Raw genomic sequence first — 18,680 nt, forward strand, 5'->3', positions numbered from 1 at the left:
TTGATTTTTGCGATGGCTGCGCCCGCCGAAGGCATCGCTTGTTTTTTACCGGATCTGACAAAACCGCATTGCTCCCCCAACGGTAGAGAGTTCGTAAAGCGACTTGCTTACCAGTAACTCTCAAAATGATTTCTGGTAAGTCTGCTCCTTTGGCGTTAGTGAAACGAGCGTCATAAATGGCTTCAGCAAGATGTAATTCTGAAGAAGGGTTTTCTTTAAGTTTGAACTTAATCTGAAGTAAAGTAAATTTTTGACAAGGCTTTAGTTTTTTCATGTAAGCCAAAGTCAAAAGGTAAAGTGCTTTTTCGGCTTCAACATCACGGGAATATTGGGGAACTTGGCACAGTCGAAGCCATTTGCGCCAAGTCCTCGCTGTAATTGAACAGCAATAAACTTTTTCACAAGACAGCTTTAACCAGTCCAAGGGATATTTTTTTTCCATAGTTTGTTCTTTGTTCTTATTCCTTGACGGCAGCCCTCCTGTATAAAGAAGCGAAAGCCGGGGATTCTTGCTCACGTTCTAGTATTTGGCGCAATAAGGTGGCCATGGGAATTTCTTTCCAATCAGAAACTTCTTTGTACTGGTCATAAGCTTTTTTACAAAGAGTAATGGTGATTTGGTAACGGTCAGTCATGTCTGTAGCAAGTTCTGCAAGTGGATTCATCACATTATCATCCCAAATTCATTGCATTTGTGAATTTTACCTATTTCATATCAATCACTACATTTTATAGGTATCCCATGAAAAGTTCAATTTCCAGCCTACCTTCGATATTTTTGCAAACGGCTCAGGTCGGCATTGTTTTTCTAATAATGCTATTGCTTACTGGTGGTCGCCCATCGGGATTTGTAGTAGGCTCAACTGCTTGCTTCGGTCTAGTATTTGTTATTTGGAATGAGTCAAAAAGGCGTAATAATTCAGTTATAAAATCATTAAATAAGAAAAATTATTAAGGAACTTCAGTATGGACACATCCACAGATTTTTTATTTTTAAACGAAAGAATCTCCACAAATTTTAATCCATTTTATGAAGTCGAGTATTTGGTAATTCAGACTTATCCTCGTGAGATAGGTTTAAGAGTTAGCAAACGAGACTTTAACTATCAATCAGCCAAGAATTATTGTGAATTAGAAAATATGGCTCATGATTATACGTCTTTTGGAGTGAGAATTTTTCATGAACAAAAGCTTTGGGATATAGATTTTTGTGGTTATCCCTCAAAGATTTCTAAACAACAGGATTGGAAAATTTCTCCAGAATATTTATTGGCGTGAAACACCCCCAATGACCAAACCGAACACAAAACTAATTAAAGGTTGAAAAAACCCAATAATACTTAACCTTCGACCCCGGCGCTTACTCTGCTCCAAGCGTTTTTGCTGTCCTCGGAAGTAGTAACTGTAACTCGGTTCGCTCCAAGTACAAAACCCTGATTCATCCACATACTTTAAATCGATTTCGCCAACAGCCGCAGATAATTCCAGCATTTCTAAGTCAGCCTGTTTGATTTGCTGTACTACCGGGTCTTGTTTTCCCTTATGGCTTTTCCTGGTTCGTTTCCAAATGATCCCCTTTTTTTAAGTACCTGTCTTAACCAGTCAGGACTTAATTTTACGGAGCGTTCTTGTTCTAATTTTCGAGCTAACTGAACACTGTTATATGTACGTGGCTCAAGCTCCAAACATTCTTCTAAGAAAAGCATGTCAGCTTCCGCCCACCTTGATTTTCCTCCTCGCCCTGATTTTTCCCAAAGCCCCTCTAAGCCAAAATGCTCCCATCTATGCAACACTTCTCTCACTGTTTGGGCAGTCCAGTTAAAGTGTGCTGCTATCTTCTCTACATACCAACCATGTGCGCTCAATCTAATCACTTCGGCTCTGTCTTTCACCTTCTGAGGTACATCTGCCGTTCTCAGGTTTAAAAGAGTTCGATCTTGCTCTCTAGTCAGAAATACCCTTAAACGACTACCCATATCGCTGTTACCTTTGTAGACACATTGTACGTATTTACTTATCTTTACATAGTTTGGTTTTTTCACCTCGTTCTACTTAGATGCCCCACTTCTCACCAAATTCAGTCCGCTAAAATATTAACCTAGAGTGGCAAAGCTAGCTAGAGCAAAAACTTAAACGTAGTAAATTCGTTATTACTGAAAATTTTGGTTTACCTATTTACGCCTATTTCAATCATGAAAAATCTACTCTACCAAGTTTTACCACTCTAGATATTAACTTTTAGCGTCCTTTAGGAAACTAAATACTCTTTAATTTCAGTTTTTTGACGACGTAGAACAGTGATTGCTTGCTGCTGAATTTGGCGAACTCGTTCTCTACTGACATTCAATTTCTCTCCAATCTGAGCTAAAGTTAGTTCTTGATCGTTCTCTAACCCAAAACGCAAAATTAATACTTCACGTTGCGTCGGTTTAAGTGATTCTAATAAACTATTAATGTCTTGGCGCAAAAGCTCTTTGGTGATATGTTCGTCTGGAGATATGCCCTCATCTGGTAAAAGTTGACTAAGTTCTGTGTCTTGGTTATCTCCAATCTTTACATCTAGAGAAATTGGCTGCTTTGAACTGCTGAGAAAATCCCTAATCTGGCTTGGTTGTAAGTCTAAAGTTTCAGCAATTTCTACAACACTGGCTGGACGACCCAGTGTCTGAAATAATTCTCGCTGTATTTTCTTAATTTTGTTGAGTTGTTCGGTGATATGAATTGGCAAACGTACAGTACGGGATTTCTCTGCAATTGCTCGTGTAATTGATTGCGTAATCCACCAGTATACGTAGGTGGAAAGCTTATAGCCGCGATTGGGGTCAAATTTTTCTACACCCCTTTGTAAACCTATTGCCCCTTCTTGCAGCAAATCTAAGAATTCCAGATTGCGCTTAGTATATTTTTTGGCAATCGAAACCACCAGACGCAAGTTTGCTGTTACCATTTTTTGTTTGGCTCGTTGCCCAAGATTTTGTATTTGAGCTATTTCCAATTCACTTTTATCAATATCAACAGCTAATTCGACCATTGTTGGCTCACGATCTAGTTGTTGGGTGAGTACATTTTTTCTTTGCTCAATTGCCATGATTTGCTGTACCTGCCTGCCATAAGCAATTTCTTGGTCTGCGGTTAGCATTGGATAACGACCAATCTCTTGCAAATAGATACGAACCATGTCTGGACTCAGGCTGGACATACAACAAAACTTTTTTGATATTTAGACGAACCTAAAAGTATAAATCAAATCGCTGAATTAATTTTCCTAATTTAAACAGCTAAAAATATCAACCTGAGATTGCAATAGTTGAATTCAATTTAGAACGTAATCATCCATAACGGTATCCAGTGAGCGCTTACTATACCTCCATCCCAAAGTTATACTTCTGCCAGTTTTTGTCATTAAATTTAACTTATTGAGAATTAATTATGGCGTTACCCAAGTTATTTTGACAGTTCCTGACTTAACTGGAAAATTCAAGTAGGGTATGGGGACTAAAAGTCTTTCCCCTATACCTCATACCCTGTTCGGTAAAAACTATTTAGGCACAGTGGTTGCGTTGAGTTCACCCCTTTTCCCTTTTCCCCTCTTGTTTGCACCTTGTGTCACATGAGATTCTTCTTGCTTACTAGAGTTGACCATTTTCACCAAGTGTTGATTTAGATAACTCTGCGCCGAAATGTACAAACTTTCCCAAATCTCTTGATTGCGGCTGATTTTTGTGCCGACTGTATTACCTGCTGTTTTCTCCGACACCAAGTATTTACGGAAATAGTTATTCCACAAGTGTTGCAGGAAATCTTCGGCAAATTCGTTAAACGGCAGAATCCATTTATAGTCTTTGTCCAAAAATACCCGATAGGACGCAATTATCGGTAATGCGAGGTCAGTTGGCGCACCAAACCCGAATGAATACTTGCTGTCAGGTAATAACGTCGTTTTACGTATATCAATTGATGCTAGGTCGTTAGCACCCTTTCTTCTGGGGTTGCTGATATGTTCTTGGATTATTTCGTAGAGTCTTTGTTCTATCCACAAAGCATGAGTCAAGAGAGGCAGTAAGGCGGTTAATCTTTCCCTTTCTGCATCTGTGATGTTACTTGGAAGACTCATCCCTGCTGGGTGCTTGGTTCGTTTATTGCCGTCCGGGTTGTATTTATTTCTGTCGAGGCAGTAAAGGAGCTTGAGCAAGTGGGTAACATTGCACTGAGCATTTCTGGGAGCGCCGCTTTGGTTTTGGTAATAGGCTATTCTAAATTTTCTATCTTCTGCTCTTTCTAACTGGGCTAAATACTGCTTGATGAATTTGTAATCACCCCTGGCGTTGACTTTGGAGCGAGAATCTACTGGCGTTGTAGTATTACTTGCTAGGGCTATATCTTTGGCTGATTCTTCAGTCAGTCCGATGTGAATCGTAACTTTTACTCTGGCTTCGGTTAAATTGTAGTTGTAATTTTTAGCTTGCTCAAAAGCTAAAACTGTATGCCCCCCGTTAATAATGCCATCGCTACCGCCCTCCGAGGCTTCTAAAATTTCTAGCTCCAGTTCAGTTTTGTTCTTGACAGGTTTAGCAATATTAGCTGACAGAACGATTCCACTGTGGCGAGAGAAGAATTTTGCAGGTTCGGTGGTCAGTGAGTCGAAGATTTGTCTGTAGGTCGCGCTTTTGCGGTTCGGTTCGCGGATGTTCGGTTCTAGCGGCAGGTCTATAGGGAACGAGTCTACATGGGCTGTGGCGATAATGCAATTGGGATTGGCTTGAAAATAGTTATCTATCTTGATGTTCCAAGTTTTGGGCATAGTTGATTAGAGTTGAGTTAATCTTGAACTTGTGCAATCAGGAAATCAAAAATCTAAAATTATATAAGCAGGACAGCTTATCCTTCACTAATCAACTGTAACAAGGCTTCCGTCGAAATCTTGCCACTGATATCAGCACCTTCCAAGAGGCTGTCTGCCAAATCTCGCTTGTGTTGATGCAATTGCACAATCTTTTCTTCAATAGTATCCTTTGCGACTAGACGATAAATAGTAACTGGGCGTTGTTGCCCAATGCGATGGGCGCGGTCTGAGGCTTGGTCTTCCACTGCGGGATTCCACCAAGGGTCTGTATGAATCACATAATCAGCCGCAGTCAGATTAAGTCCTGTCCCCCCTGCTTTGAGACTAATCAGAAAGACATCCCCTGAACCAGCTTGGAATGCATCAACCCGTTTTTTGCGCTCTGCCACTGAAGTACTGCCATCTAAATATTGATAATTAATACCTTGCTGTTCGAGGTAATCTCTGATAATGTGCAAATGGTCAACAAACTGACTAAACACTAACGCTTTATGACGATTTTCCAGCAGTTCACCCAGCACTTCACCAAAAAGTTGCAACTTGGAACTGGATAATTCCGTATCAGGCATAACCAAACTAGGATTACAGCAAGCACGACGCAGTTTCATAATCTCAGCCAAAACTTGCAAATGTTTCTTTCCTGCTTCTGCATCACTTTCGGTAAGTTTAGATATGGCCTGGCGGCGCAACGCTTCATAGAACGCCTTTTCCTCTCGACTTAATTCCACATGAAGGAGAATTTCGGTACGAGATGGCAACTCTTCTAATACCTGATTTTTCGTCCGCCGCAACAGAAATGGTTGAATAAGTTTTTTGAGTTTATTACGTGCAAGTTTATCCTGATATTTTTCAATGGGGGTAGCAAAGCGTTGATTAAAGCTTTCAAAAGAACCCAATAACCCAGGATTAATAAAGCGGAACAAATTCCATAACTCACCCAGGTGATTCTCAATCGGAGTCCCAGTAGTCAGCAACTTAAAATTAGATTTTAGGTTCATAGCTGCCTGAGAACGTTTAGTGGTCATATTTTTAATCGCCTGGGCTTCATCCAGAACAATTGTTTGCCACTGTACACCAGAAAGCATTTGCGCTACTTCTTCCTGCTGCAACAAACCATAACTGCATACCAACATATCCAATGGTTGTAAACCATCCAATAATTTTTGGCGGTTAGCACCAGAAAATTGAATAATGTTTAAGGTTGGGGCAAACTTCTGCGCTTCACTTACCCAATTCATGCACACAGAAGTTGGGGCAATAATTAGGGTTGGCCCTTCATGGGCGTTTCTGAGAATGACAGCTAATGCCTGCAAGGTCTTACCGAGTCCCATTTGGTCTGCCAAACAAGCTCCTACACCCCAATGTGCCAGACGTGCTAGCCAACAAAAACCCTCCATCTGGTAGTCACGTAGTTCTGCAATAAGCGTAGATGGCAGTTCTGGTTGGAGGTTCTGCACTTCCTTGAGACGCTCTCTATGTGCCTTCCAGTGTTTATCTGCTTTTACTTTACCTACCTCATCGACAAAATCCTCTAATCCTAATGTTGCTAAGGGGTGAAAACGAATACCTTTATTATGCTTTTCCGAAAACATCCGCAATTCGTCGAGGCGTTTCCGAAAAGCTTGAGTTAAAGCCAGAAATTGACCATCACCAAGGGGGATAAAACGGCTGGGGGTTTTCTCCAATAGTTCTAGTAGTTGCTGCATATCCAACACCAGGTCATTATTCAATTTCAACTCCCCTGTGGCTGCAAACCAGTCTTGCTGACGTTGAATTGATAAATTAAAGTCTTTCAAGTCGGCATTGTGACTAACACGCAGTTTTTCTCCTTGTGGCCATTCTATGACTACGTTATTTCCCAGCGTTTGCAGTTCTAGCAGCAGTTCTAAACAGTCTTCTGGATCGTCTATAATCCATTCACCATCTTGTTCTTCAATTTGAGTCAAGGTGGCGCAAGCGGCTATAGCGTCTTTGGCAAGTTGCTTCTCTTCAGACAGATTTCGTCTGGTTTGGAGACGTTTACCGTCAATCTCGGCAATTACAGTTTCACCACCTGTACCAGGACGGTAGTAGGGGCCACCTTGGGCAAAGGGACGTGACAAAAGGCTGATTTTCAAGCCGGCATTGGCAGGTAAAAGGTGAATATGGGGGAGAGTTTGGGCGGGTACTTCTTCTGCACCTTCTGAACCGCCACCAATGTCAGAATGTACGGTAACGATGCCAGAGACGGCATTTATGGCTGCTAAAACTTGCTTTTCTGCGATCGCAGGCACATTTAATTTATTATCTATACCAATAATCTCTGCAATGCGTCTGTGTTCGGCAGTAATTTCAATGACTTTGATGCGGGTTGGGGTTTCTTTGATATGCAGAATATTTTGTGATTCTAGTAATTTGGGAGAAAATTCCAACGTGAGACGGCCAAGTTTTTCTTTCTTAACTAGTAGTTCTGGTTCTCCTTTAACAATTTCTACACGGATATTAGGTGTATCTTCCCAAAAAACCAAGGGGTGTCCAATTAAAGCAGAGATGGCTTTTTCACCGAAGGTATAATCAACTTTGCCGTAATAGCCATCACTATATGCCTCAATACAACTACATACCCGCATATCTTGGGGGGTGATGTAATCAAACTCAGATAATCCACTACTCAGGCGCTTGAGGGCTATAGGGCGACCTTTACTCCACTCGCCTTTTGCATTAACTTTCTGTTCCTTTGGTTGCAATACACATCTGCTGGGATAGAAGGTGATGAACCATGCTAAACGCAGTTCCGATTCTGGTTTTAGGGATGTTTGTGGTTCTTTTTGGAGATTTGCCAAGGCATTGAGGCACATTTCCCAAGCTTCTTGGGGTCGAATTAAATCTACGATGGAATGGAAGTTGCTATCTTCTCGCAGTGCCTCTGCAAGTTGTTTATAGTTACTGCTGGGTTTGATTCGGGATAGGAGTTCTGCGGTTTCCATTGCCAACCAGTGATAACCAGAGGTGAGCGATCGCCGATACAATGGTTCTAGTAAATTAAGTAAGCGTTTTTTAGCACTCTCAGCATCCATCCAGTAAAGGCATAGTGAACAAAATAATGTTTGTAAGCTATTTTCTTCTTCCACGGAAGAAATATGACCACTGACTACAAATTGTTTTTGAGTAATATCACCAAGGTGTACTTGCAGTAACATTTTCAGTCTACCATAAGTGAACCTGAGCCAATGATCCCCTTGACGGGACATCAAACTGGTATACCCTTCTGCTTCTTTGAGGCGTTGCGCTGAACCATCTTTTAAAAGTGCGAGGATGAAAAATAAGCCCCCAATTGTATTGAAATATATTTGGCGTTTGCCTGTAGCCTTTTTGATGGCTTTCAAGGCATCTTTATAATATTTGATAGCTTGTTCATTCTCACCCCGCAGAAAACTTAACCAACCCCAAAAGATAGCAGCATTATTTTGATATTCATTTGATATCCGCTCTAGACTTTCTTGTGCTTCTTGGGTACAACCCTGTAACAACAGTTGTTCTGTCAAAATCAGATGCAGATAATCTGAGCAATGTTTTCCAGGTGTAGAGCATTCTTCTTCCAGCAGCATCAACGCATCTTCAGAAGCGGATAATTTTAAGGCTGAATTGAAGAGAATACTGGATATACCACTTTCATATAATCCTTGTGGAAGGGTGTTAAACCAATCTGCATCAAATGGATTATTGTATATCTGCTCAAAGATATTTTCTATTACTATTTTTTCTTCGCTATCAGCGTACTTCTGGTAAGCTTCAATTTGCTGATTAATAAAACTAAGGTCTTGGCGATAAATACCAATGCGGATTTCTCTGATACACTGGCGCAGACTGGAGAATATCCGAGAATCTCTGTTCCAGTGAGTACGTATTGGTAGCTTCTCTTCTACTGCTGTGACGAGGATTTCAAACTGTCCGGTTTGTACAGCATGACGAGTAGCTATTTCTGTGAGTAACGGATGACATTCAGCACCTTGTCTGCTCTCCTGTACTAACAAGCCTGCTTTTAACAATTTATCAATTTGGTGACTGAGGGTTTTAGTAACCCAAGGTTTATTGTTTTCATCTAAAGCGTTAATTTTACTAAAACAACTTACAAATGAATTTTTGTCTATCGGTGCATAAATTACCGAAAATAACTGAATAATTTTTTGTATGGAAGAATGTAACTCGAAATATTTCCTTGCGAGTAGTGCTTGTTGTATTGTAGAATTAGGCTCAAAAATAGTCATATTATTTATTCAGTTCTTTAAATAATTCCATTAATTTACGTTTGCGTCCATGAGCCGCTTCTAGTTGTGAGCGATAAGCAGACCATTCAGCTTTTTGTCCAAGGTGAAGATACGCAGCTTTTACTTTTTTGAGCCAATTAACCGCAGCGTCATAACGGTCAGCTTTTCCTTGTTCCATAATTGGTTCTGCCCGTCTGCGAGCGTTATCAATTACCCAATCTGCACGATGGGAAACTGCTGCATCCATGACTCGATGTACCAATTCTGAAGCATAGTAAGTATCTCTTTCTACTGTTTTAATTGCATCATCAATTAATCCTTCATGGAGGAAAATATCAACTTGAGCTTCTTTTATTCCCCAATCTGGCTGCTCTCGTAGTGTTTGCAGTAAATCTTGTTTGACCGTCAACCAAGTTTCTCCTGCATAGTCTTGAATCTTACCATAGTCTCGAAACGATGGTCTGATTTTAAAAGCAATGATGCTAGCAGTTAAGGCAGTGGCATTATCTTCTAATCCTTGGGCTAAATTACTTGTCCAAGTAGCAAATTCATATAAACAGTTACCTGTTAGATTTATACCAGCAAGGCATATTTCCAATGCTTCAACGAAATAACCATCTTCTCGCAATATTTTTGCCAAGGCAAAACCCTCTTCTGCTCTTTCCATCAGGATTTTAGCCGCAGACATGGCTTCTTCTACTCTTCCTAAAGCTGCTAATTGCGTCAGGTATTGCAGAGTCATTTCTTCTGCTAAAGCTAGATTTAAATACTCTGTATAACGATTTTGACGTTCAAGAATTTGCAAGCGAATCAATGCTAAATCATCAGCAAAGCTTGGTCGTTCATTTTCCCAAAGTTCTGCGGTATCATCTCCTTGCATAATTTGTTGAAGTGGTTCATAATCCCAACCTTGACGCAATGCTTCTAAACTCATACTAAAGTCTGCACTGATTTCGTCTTGCCATGATTCCAACATCAATTGCAAATTTACTATTTCTCCTGTAGACATTTCTGCACACAAAATTGCTTCTGTCCAGGCGCTATCAAGAGGTTCTGCAATGGAATAACTGTCTCCACCGTAATCTAGCAACTCGTCCCATTCTTGGGCATAAGTTTCGGTAATAGTTTCGAGAATTGCGATCACATTATTGCCATCTCCATTTTCTGCTAACTCCCGCGCTTTCTCAATTACAGCCAGCAAATCATCTGTAAATGGATCTTCTTCTGAACCATACTCTAATTCTTTCAATCCATCCCGCAAAATCCACTTGACATGAGAGCGGAAAGGTGATATGTCAATTTTGCTTTGGCGGGTAGAGGGCTGTTTTGTTTTTGGTTTTGGTAAGTCTATCAAACTGACAAACTCATCAATATCATCAATTATTTCTGGTCTATTTTCCACCAGTTCTTGCAGTAATCGCTGAGTTTGAAGAAGATCAAGGCGATTTAATAACTGTTCTAGCGTTGGACGTTCTTCAATAATCTCTGATTGACGCGAACAGCTTAATAAGGTGGCAACGATATGTTTGCACCAACCATCATAATCATAGACAATAACCCTACTACAGAGCGCCCTATCTCTTCACCCTCTTCTTTTGGCTAAGATATTGTTATGGAATACGGCATTGATGCACTTATTTACTCAGTACCCTAACGAGTGATGAACTGTGGGGCGTGATTTCAGGTTTGAGGATATTGAACCGTCCAAGTTTGCTCAACTGGTCACAGATGCGCCCGATTGGACAAAGTGGATAGGTTGATTGTGAAACTGTTGTTGTCAGTATCTTTACCAACTTTTTCAGATATTCTGAAGCTGATGAGCTTTTATCACAACAAGACAGACAAACAGTTACGCAAGCATGTAACAAATGGTCAACACAGCGTAAACGCTACAAACGCATCATCACATCTGTTGTAGATTCTTGAAGGCATTAAGCAGGTACTGTATCGAAATTTCAATTAATCACGGCACACAAACCAACGAATTGCTATTCTCTAATTCAACAAAAGCAAGCATTCTTAACACAAGGTAGAACATAACATGGAATCTACACAAAACAAATGGGCATTAGTCACAGTTGGAAACCGAGGGATTGGGTTTGCCATCGCTCAAGGTCTACTGGCAAAAGGCTACTCGATAATTATCACTTCCCGCTCGTTTGATAACGCAAAACTTGCGGCCCAGAAACTTCAACCAAAGGTAATTCCTCTCAAATTGGATGTCACTGATGATCGTTCTATCAACCAAGCAGTAAAAACCCTGCACCAGAAAATTACTCGGTTAGATGTTTTGATTAATAATGCTGGCGTGTATCCAGATAAAGATGTAAATATTCTTACCATTTCTCGTGAGTTACTTGATTCCACGATGAATGCCAACACCTTTGGTGCAATTCGAATGGTACAAGCATTTTTACCCCTGCTGGAAAAATCCCCTGATGCTAGAGTTGTCAACGTTTCAAGCGGATATGGAGCATTAGAAGACTTGTCTTATGATGTCCCAAGTTACTGCCTATCAAAGCTGGCATTAAATGGTGCAACAATTATGCTGGCACAAGCTGCACAATCTTTTGGGATTGTTGTCAATTCCATTTGTCCGGGGTGGGTTAAAACAGATATGGGTGGGTCATCAGCACCGCGCACGCCAGCAGAAGGAGCCGACACTGCTATTTGGTTGGCTACTGATGCTCCACGCAATATAAACGGTAAATTTTTGCGAGATCGTAAAGTAATTTCTTTTTAGATGTTAATTGTCGTTATAGTTTTTTACCTTGAAAAAGCATACATATATCTTCATATCTTCTATGGCTTGAAAAACCCCACCTTCTCTCGACGTATTTAATAATGGATTTATTTGACCAGCATCTTGCAAAAATAACTGAAAAAGAAGCACCACTGGCGGCTCGGATGCGTCCACGGACACTTGACGAATTTATTGGTCAAGACCATATTATCGGGCAAGGAAGGCTACTGCGGCGTGCTATTAGTTTGGATCAACTGTCTTCCTTAATCTTTTCTGGGCCACCAGGGACTGGCAAGACTACTTTAGCGCGGGTTATTGCCAACACCACCCGCGCTCACTTCATCGCTATCAATGCTGTACTCTCAGGAGTTAAAGAAATTCGAGCGGCAATTGAAAAAGCCCAAGAACAGCGCAAGTTTCATAATCAACGAACTATTCTTTTTGTCGATGAAGTCCATCGTTTTAACAAGTCTCAGCAAGATGCTCTATTGCCTTGGGTAGAGAATGGGACAATCATTCTCATTGGTGCTACCACCGAAAATCCTTTTTTTGAAGTCAATAAAGCACTGGTTAGCCGTTCGCGAATTTTTCAACTTCAGCAATTAACTGATAAAGATTTATACAAAATTGTTGAGCAAACACTAGCTGATTCGGAACGCGGTTATGGCAAGTTAACAGTACAAATTGACACAGATGCTTTAGCTCATCTAGTTAATGTTGCCAATGGTGATGCTCGTTCGTTATTGAATGCTTTGCAACTGGCTGTAGAGACTACACCCCCTGATGCTACAGGTGTTATTCATATTCCCCTAGCAGTAGCAGAAGAATCAATTCAACAACGTGCTGTTTTATACGACAAAGAAGGGGATGCCCATTTTGATACCATCAGTGCTTTTATTAAGAGCTTACGAGGTTCTGACCCAGATGCAGCACTCTATTGGCTGGCCAAAATGGTTTATGCCGGTGAAGACCCGCGCTTCATCTTCCGTCGTATGTTAATTCTTGCCAGTGAAGATGTCGGATTGGCTGACCCACAAGCAGTTGTCGTTACAAATGCTTGTGCTGAAGCATTTGATCGCGTGGGAATGCCGGAAGGACGTTATCATTTGGCGCAGGCAGTACTTTATTTAGCGACTGCACCAAAATCCAATAGCATTATGGGCTTTTTTGATGCTTTAGCCGCAGTAGAAATTGAAAATGTTACTCCCGTTCCCACTCATCTTAAAGATGCCAATCGCGATCAAAAAGGTTTTGGACATGGGGCGGGTTATCTCTATCCTCACGCTTATCGAGATCATTGGGTAGAACAGCAATATTTACCCACCAGCTTGCAAGGTCAATTGTTTTATCAACCTTCAACCCAAGGTTATGAACACCAAATCGCAACACAAGTGGCGCGTCGTCGGGAAGCCCAACTTGCTGCAATAGTAGAAGGTATTGGTGTTGCACCAATGGAAGTCATGACTTATGGAACTGTTGACCGAGCAGATGAGCGCTGGTTGCAACGCACACTTTCTCAGGTAAGTACACAATTAGCATCTGTGCGCGAACGCATTTTCACTTTCGCCCAATTACAACGTCATCATTTAGTATTGGATCTAAATGCCGCCACTGGTTTACTTACTTGGGAAGCAATCCGGCAAGTTCCTGAAGGTGGGGTTTATGCCTGTGTTCGCAATCGCTCTGATGCCAATGCTTTAATAGAACTTGCTGCGGCACTTCCTGAAACAATGCGACCAATAATTTTTACTGCATCTGTTGCACAGATACCTGCTATGCTGGCATCTCTTGCACCAAATGTACAGTTTGACTCTATTATTGGGCGCAATGTACTAGCCTCGGAACTAGACAAGGGACTTGCTGCTCAAATTTTAGCTCAATTGCTCCCGCACTCAATCAAGCTTATTTTAAGTGAAACAGTACCTCGTCATACCCAAAGGTTTTACCGCTTACTGCCCAGCCAAAATCTCGATGTCCAATTGTATGAGCGATTAGTTTTAGCGGAAGAAGCTATTTATACAGATGCCTCTGACCCCATGCTTAACTGGGATGCTGATGATTTGCGTCACGCTTTTGCCTCAAATGGACACTGCGTACAAGTAGTTCTTGAGCAGTATTTGACACCTATGCACATCTCTGGTAATTTTATCAAGCGTTTATTTACTGCTAATCCTAATCGACCAAGTTATGCAGATCGTCTAGCTGCTAATTTGACAAGTGAGGAAATAAATATTATTAAAAATTTATTTGTTCGTTACTTACTCAACAAATCTGTTAATTGGTCAAGCACTGTGGCATTTTTAAATATTACCGCATGAACATAATAGGCTCTCAAATCACAGTCATTTATAATTATGATTTTCACTCCTGCAATTACTCGGAAGTACGTCTTAATCAAAACGGAGAACTGAAGCTTAGGTAATATTTTTCCTTGCCTTCGCTTTATTTGTAGATGAGTATGAACTGTTCAAAAGGATTTTAGAGAATTATGTCAATTAAAAAACACATTAATCTGAATGTTGGAAGTTTTCTTAATACCGCAGATAAAAAGATAGTTGTCAATTTAGCTACTGAAGATATTTTAACTTTAATCACGCAAGAGTTAAAAACTCGTTACTCCCCAGAAACTCAAAAACAATTACTTGAGGAGAGTTCCCAGTTGTTGCCTGATTTCGTGCTACAAGAATTATTAAAGCGCCAAGAACAGGTAGTAAACGTTAACCCCGATACCTTAATAGTGGTTAACTGTCAAATAGCAGAGACAGAAGCCGATGATTTGGGATTTGATTTAAATGTCGAAGCATATTTTGTAATTGCAGATACAACAGGTCAAAATCATTTTCGCGCTAATAGGATCGGACTTTGGTCAAATATATGGGGTGATGAAGAACGGCTTTTCAATTTAGAAGATGAACTAGGCGACCAATTCTGGAGTAATTATCAAATCCAGTTGCTTTTTGATGAAAAAAATCAGCAAACAATTGAACTGTCCGTCTCACAAACAGATGATTATGCCGCGAGGTTAGAATTTGACCCATCGCTGAAAAGGTTTTCACCATCTATAGTTCCCTTTACGGATAATGATTTTTAAAAATTATCAATCAGAATACATGCGTCAGTCGTCAGAATACAGGAAAGGTATTCTGACCGATAAGCCGAAAAAATAACTCTAATGTAGGTCATTGTTGTGGTCAAGGGATTTACTAATTTTGTCTATCTTTGCTCAACGTTCAGCATTCATTCGCAGTTTTCTAAAACTGGCATCTGTAAATGTTCTTTCAAATCTAATGGTTCCGTTGGCAGGACTAATAGATGTAATGTTTTTAGGGCATTTAACGGAGATTCGTCATTTAGCAGGTGTGGCAATAGCAACAATTTTATTCAATTATATTTATTGGACATTCGGTTTCTTACGCATGGGTACAACTGGAATGGTTGCACAGGCTATAGGGCGTAAAGATAACCAATCGGCAGTACTGATTGGTTTACAGCATGGAATTTTAGCACTGATATTAGGACTTGCCATCCTGATATTTCAAAAACCTTTACAAATATTAGGGTTTGCAATTCTAAGTGCAACACCAGAAGTTAAAACTTCTGGTGTTGATTTCTATAATGCTTTAATATGGGGTGCCCCAGCAACATTGATTAACTTTGTCTTGATTGGTTGGTTTCTTGGACAAGCCCAAAGTAGTAAAGTTTTGTTGCTTTCAGCTATTAGTAATTGTGCAAATGTACTACTTGATTATCTATTTATTGTTCAGTGGGGATGGTCAAGTAGAGGAGCTGGGTTAGCGACAGCCACTAGTCAGTATCTGATGCTAATAGTAGGTACTTTGCTATATTGTCAAACAATTTCATTTAAACAAATACAAGCTTCAATTGGGGAAGTATTTAACCTATCTGCTTTAAAATCAGTTTTCATGCTGAATGGAGAAATTATTATTCGGACTTTCGCTTTAATTTCGACAATGGCGATGTTTAGCAATCTCAGTTCTATGTTAGGAACTGAAATTCTGGCGACAAATACCCTGCTTATGCAATTGGTGAGCTTGGCAGCATATTTCATTGATGGCTTGGCATTCGCTACTGAGAGCTTGGCTGGAATTTTTCAAGGTAGTGGAAATATTACTTCTTTAAAACAACTGTTGCAAACTTCTGTAGTCAGTAGCTTAGTTATAGGATTAATGTTTGCTACTGCATTTATTTTTGCCCCAGAATCACTGTTAAGATTGCTGACCAATCATACTGATATTATCAATAATTTACGTTCTTATATTCCTTGGTTGTTACCAGTTTTGGGTTTTGGCTCAGTCGCTTATGCGCTAGACGGTTATTTTCTCGGGTTGACTCAAGGTCATACACTTCGCCAAGCTATGCTGAAAGCCACTGTAATCGTTTTTATTCCATCAGCAATTACAGCAATGTATTTCCATAATAGTCATTTACTATGGCTATCAATGTCTTTATTTATGGCAGCAAGAACAATAACTTTGGCATTGTGTGTACCAAAATCATTTTCTACAAGACAGGGATGAATACAGAATAAATCTATCTTCACGGGAAATGTATATTTTCAATTATCTATTTTGCCCTTGAGTGATGCCTACGCCAAAATGATTGATGCTGGAGTAAAAAATAAGCTTTTGAGTTCATTACGAAGTTAAAAGTGGGGACTGAAATCAACTTTCTTGCTTGATTTTGAGTCACCACCACTGACTACCAATCTTTGACAAAAAATTATCCTAGCTTACCCTCATCACTCCTATAAGTCATAGCTCTGGGCTTCCGTTTTCTAAGAGGGACTACTGATTTCTTGGGTGCTTGTGGCGGACGACATCTTTCACAGTAGAGCGGTCGGACACCAAAGGTTTCTCGTTGTGTGGGTTGTTCGCACTGCTTACACACAAAGTTGAAAACGCGAGTGTGAATTTCCCGCTTATGCGCTCTGACGGTGTACTCTCGGACATCAATTGTTTTGCTGGGCATTGACTGATTACTGTTGTGGACTTACTTCTTTAATATAGTTTTTCGTCTTAGTTCTACAAGATCCGTGCATCATCTGACGAAAGTAATTCTACTTAATCAATTAAATACTCTTGCATATCGCTTTGTCGATGGCGGAGAATACTTATCGCCTTGACCTGGATTTGACGAATCCGCTCTCGGCTGAGGTTTAGCTGTTGGCCAATCTGAGCTAGATTGAAATGCTGATCGTTCTCTAGCCCAAAGTTTAAAGTTAACACTTGACGCTGTATAGGTGTCAATGGTTCTAAGAATTTAGCTACATCTTGCGATAGAAGTTCTTGGCTAAGGAGTTTTTCTGGTGAAGCGGCATCGCTGGCTAAAATTTCGCCCAATTCTGTCTCTTTTTCATCTCCCACTTGTTTATTTAAAGAAATGGCTGTGCGAGAAGCAGTGAGATATTCTCGAAGCTTATCTGTGCTTATGTTTAATGCTGATGCAATTTCTTCGGCAGTGGCATGACGACCGAGTTTTTGAAAGCTTTCTCGCTGTACTTTCTTAATTTTGGTAAGTATTTCAGTGAGATGAACAGGCAATCTAATAGTGCGCGATTGTTCTGCTATAGCGCGTGTAATCTCTTGACGAATCCACCAGTAGGCGTAGGTCGATAGCTTATAGCCCCGATTGGGATCAAACTTTTCTATACCCCTTTGTAAACCGATTGCTCCTTCCTGAATCAAATCTAAAAATTCCAAATTGCGGTTCTGGTATTTCTTGGCAACAGAAACTACTAGTCGCAGGTTAGCTGTCACCATTTTTTGTTTAGCCTTTTGACCAAGGTGTAGTGCTGCTCGAACTTGTGCTTCGGTTTTTTCAACAGCGTTGGCTAATTCTGTCATTGTTGGTTCGCGGTCTAGCTGTTGAGTGAGTTCATTTTTAGATTGCTCAATGACAATCATTTCTTGTACCTGTCTACCATAAGCAATTTCTTCCTCTGGCTTTAATAAAGGATACTGACCAATTTCTTGCAAATAGATGCGAACCATGTCGGAACTCAGGCTGGACATACAAACTTTTCGACTTTTTTAAACCAGGGGATTTAAAAGTATAAATCAAATAGCTCATTAAAATTTTCTATTTTTAACCGAGTACCTACCGTGGGTTTAAATCCCGCAGTTCAAAAAATAAGCAAGTTTTGGGTCGGGGTCTAAATCCCCATCACAAAACTTAATTACGAATTACGAATTATTTAATAGCCAAGGCATATCAATGCAGTCCTCCCTGAAGCAACCTCTGCTGTAACCTTGTGTACCGCCGTTGGTCATCAGTAGAGCGCACCGCCAGAGATATCGCTTTTTTTGCTCCAACTACGATCGCTAATTTCTTGGCACGGGTAAGCCCAGTGTAAAACAGGTTCCGAGTCAACATCATATAGTGCTGCATATAGATTGGCAGAACTATCACCGGATATTCTGAGCCTTGGCTTTTATGAATAGAAATGCTCCAGGCAAGGGCAATTTCATTCAGGTCAGCGTAATCGTAAACCACAGTCCGCTCACCATACAGTACTGTAACTTCCTGCTCGACAGTATCAATGGTGAGGATTATTCCCAAGTCGCCGTTGAAAACTTCGCGGTTGTAGTCGTTGGTTAGCTGGATGATGCGATCGCCCTCGCGTAACAAATTCCCACCTCTGTTAATCTCCACCTTGCTCGAACTGGGTGGGTTGATCAACTGCTGCAATACTGTGTTCAGGTTACGAGTCCCGATTACTCCCCGTGTCATCGGGCAAAGCACTTGGACATCAGTGGCAGGATTAAAACCTAAGCGTGGAATCAAATCGGTAATCAACTCACAGATTGCCTGTACACCATGTTCAGGC

At 40.5% G+C, this 18,680-nt stretch carries 16 protein-coding genes; 5 read left to right on the forward strand and 11 right to left on the reverse strand.

From position 1 onward, the window contains the following. Both ACEYW6_RS32745 and ACEYW6_RS32750 read right to left on the reverse strand, forming a co-directional pair. Positions 1–442 (reverse strand): hypothetical protein (locus ACEYW6_RS32745; RefSeq protein WP_412983071.1); only part of this gene is annotated, 442 nt, incomplete at its 3' end. 16 nt (positions 443–458) lie between these two features. After that, positions 459–665, reverse strand: coding sequence for a hypothetical protein (locus tag ACEYW6_RS32750; protein ID WP_190901738.1), 207 nt, complete (start codon positions 663–665; stop codon positions 459–461). Between the two features lie 301 nt (positions 666–966). Here ACEYW6_RS32750 and ACEYW6_RS32755 point away from each other — a divergent pair, with 301 nt between their 5' ends. Next, the gene (locus ACEYW6_RS32755) at positions 967–1,278 is read left to right on the forward strand and encodes a hypothetical protein (protein WP_412983072.1); all 312 of its coding nucleotides are present in this window, start codon (positions 967–969) and stop codon (positions 1,276–1,278) included. Here the strand turns inward: ACEYW6_RS32755 and ACEYW6_RS32760 are convergent. From ACEYW6_RS32760 to ACEYW6_RS32785, 6 genes are all read right to left on the reverse strand, one after another. Further along, positions 1,267–1,491, reverse strand: coding sequence for a hypothetical protein (locus ACEYW6_RS32760; protein ID WP_412983073.1), 225 nt, complete (start codon positions 1,489–1,491; stop codon positions 1,267–1,269). The two genes, ACEYW6_RS32755 and ACEYW6_RS32760, sit on opposite strands and share 12 nt — an antisense overlap. A 29-nt stretch (positions 1,492–1,520) precedes the next feature. Next, positions 1,521–2,042: a helix-turn-helix domain-containing protein gene (locus ACEYW6_RS32765; protein WP_412983074.1), complete on the reverse strand. Its 522-nt coding sequence runs from the start codon at positions 2,040–2,042 to the stop codon at positions 1,521–1,523. Positions 2,043–2,248: 206 nt separating this feature from the next. Continuing rightward, positions 2,249–3,199 (reverse strand): RpoD/SigA family RNA polymerase sigma factor, encoded by a 951-nt coding sequence (locus ACEYW6_RS32770; protein ID WP_412983075.1) that lies wholly within the window; start codon positions 3,197–3,199, stop codon positions 2,249–2,251. Positions 3,200–3,538: 339 nt separating this feature from the next. After that, positions 3,539–4,801 carry an AIPR family protein gene (locus ACEYW6_RS32775; protein ID WP_412983076.1) on the reverse strand — a complete coding sequence of 421 codons (1,263 nt, stop codon included), beginning with the start codon at positions 4,799–4,801 and terminating at the stop codon, positions 3,539–3,541. A gap of 77 nt (positions 4,802–4,878) precedes the next feature. Further along, a complete protein-coding gene (locus ACEYW6_RS32780; RefSeq protein WP_412983077.1) occupies positions 4,879–9,090 on the reverse strand; it encodes a DEAD/DEAH box helicase in 4,212 nt (1,403 codons plus the stop codon). Between the two features lies 1 nt (position 9,091). Further along, positions 9,092–10,492, reverse strand: coding sequence for an SWIM zinc finger domain-containing protein (locus tag ACEYW6_RS32785; RefSeq protein ID WP_412983078.1), 1,401 nt, complete (start codon positions 10,490–10,492; stop codon positions 9,092–9,094). 639 nt (positions 10,493–11,131) lie between these two features. Between ACEYW6_RS32785 and ACEYW6_RS32790 the strand changes: the two genes are divergently transcribed. The 4 genes from ACEYW6_RS32790 to gntT all read left to right on the forward strand — a co-directional run bounded on the left by ACEYW6_RS32790 (position 11,132) and on the right by gntT (position 16,371). Beyond that, complete coding sequence (locus ACEYW6_RS32790) at positions 11,132–11,833, forward strand: SDR family NAD(P)-dependent oxidoreductase (protein WP_412983079.1); 702 nt, start codon at positions 11,132–11,134, stop codon at positions 11,831–11,833. 101 nt (positions 11,834–11,934) lie between these two features. Then, positions 11,935–14,151 (forward strand): AAA family ATPase, encoded by a 2,217-nt coding sequence (locus ACEYW6_RS32795; protein WP_412983080.1) that lies wholly within the window; start codon positions 11,935–11,937, stop codon positions 14,149–14,151. Between the two features lie 170 nt (positions 14,152–14,321). Next, positions 14,322–14,924: a hypothetical protein gene (locus tag ACEYW6_RS32800; RefSeq protein ID WP_412983081.1), complete on the forward strand. Its 603-nt coding sequence runs from the start codon at positions 14,322–14,324 to the stop codon at positions 14,922–14,924. 118 nt (positions 14,925–15,042) lie between these two features. Next, positions 15,043–16,371: a guanitoxin biosynthesis MATE family efflux transporter GntT gene (gene gntT, locus ACEYW6_RS32805; protein ID WP_412983082.1), complete on the forward strand. Its 1,329-nt coding sequence runs from the start codon at positions 15,043–15,045 to the stop codon at positions 16,369–16,371. A 202-nt stretch (positions 16,372–16,573) separates the two neighbouring features. Here the strand turns inward: gntT and ACEYW6_RS32810 are convergent, their stop codons facing one another. The 3 genes from ACEYW6_RS32810 to ACEYW6_RS32820 form a co-directional block, all read right to left on the reverse strand. Further along, positions 16,574–16,822 (reverse strand): hypothetical protein, encoded by a 249-nt coding sequence (locus tag ACEYW6_RS32810; protein ID WP_412983083.1) that lies wholly within the window; start codon positions 16,820–16,822, stop codon positions 16,574–16,576. A 92-nt stretch (positions 16,823–16,914) separates the two neighbouring features. Beyond that, positions 16,915–17,865 (reverse strand): RpoD/SigA family RNA polymerase sigma factor, encoded by a 951-nt coding sequence (locus tag ACEYW6_RS32815; RefSeq protein ID WP_190898744.1) that lies wholly within the window; start codon positions 17,863–17,865, stop codon positions 16,915–16,917. 199 nt (positions 17,866–18,064) lie between these two features. After that, on the reverse strand, positions 18,065–18,680 hold a 616-nt coding region (locus tag ACEYW6_RS32820; RefSeq protein ID WP_412983084.1), incomplete at its 5' end, for an ATP-binding domain-containing protein.

The sequence above is a fragment of the Nostoc sp. UIC 10607 genome (assembly GCF_047228265.1).
GTDB lineage: Bacteria > Cyanobacteriota > Cyanobacteriia > Cyanobacteriales > Nostocaceae > Nostoc > Nostoc foliaceum_A.

Coding starts and splice junctions, on each gene's coding strand:
- ACEYW6_RS32755 (WP_412983072.1), top strand. CDS start 967: ATGGACACATCCACAGATTTTTTATTTTTAAACGAAAGAATCTCCACA.
- ACEYW6_RS32810 (WP_412983083.1), bottom strand. CDS start 16,822: ATGCCCAGCAAAACAATTGATGTCCGAGAGTACACCGTCAGAGCGCAT.
- ACEYW6_RS32790 (WP_412983079.1), top strand. CDS start 11,132: ATGGAATCTACACAAAACAAATGGGCATTAGTCACAGTTGGAAACCGA.
- ACEYW6_RS32775 (WP_412983076.1), bottom strand. CDS start 4,801: ATGCCCAAAACTTGGAACATCAAGATAGATAACTATTTTCAAGCCAAT.
- ACEYW6_RS32780 (WP_412983077.1), bottom strand. CDS start 9,090: ATGACTATTTTTGAGCCTAATTCTACAATACAACAAGCACTACTCGCA.
- ACEYW6_RS32760 (WP_412983073.1), bottom strand. CDS start 1,491: ATGCTGGAATTATCTGCGGCTGTTGGCGAAATCGATTTAAAGTATGTG.
- ACEYW6_RS32770 (WP_412983075.1), bottom strand. CDS start 3,199: ATGTCCAGCCTGAGTCCAGACATGGTTCGTATCTATTTGCAAGAGATT.
- ACEYW6_RS32800 (WP_412983081.1), top strand. CDS start 14,322: ATGTCAATTAAAAAACACATTAATCTGAATGTTGGAAGTTTTCTTAAT.
- ACEYW6_RS32750 (WP_190901738.1), bottom strand. CDS start 665: ATGAATCCACTTGCAGAACTTGCTACAGACATGACTGACCGTTACCAA.
- ACEYW6_RS32795 (WP_412983080.1), top strand. CDS start 11,935: ATGGATTTATTTGACCAGCATCTTGCAAAAATAACTGAAAAAGAAGCA.
- ACEYW6_RS32815 (WP_190898744.1), bottom strand. CDS start 17,865: ATGTCCAGCCTGAGTTCCGACATGGTTCGCATCTATTTGCAAGAAATT.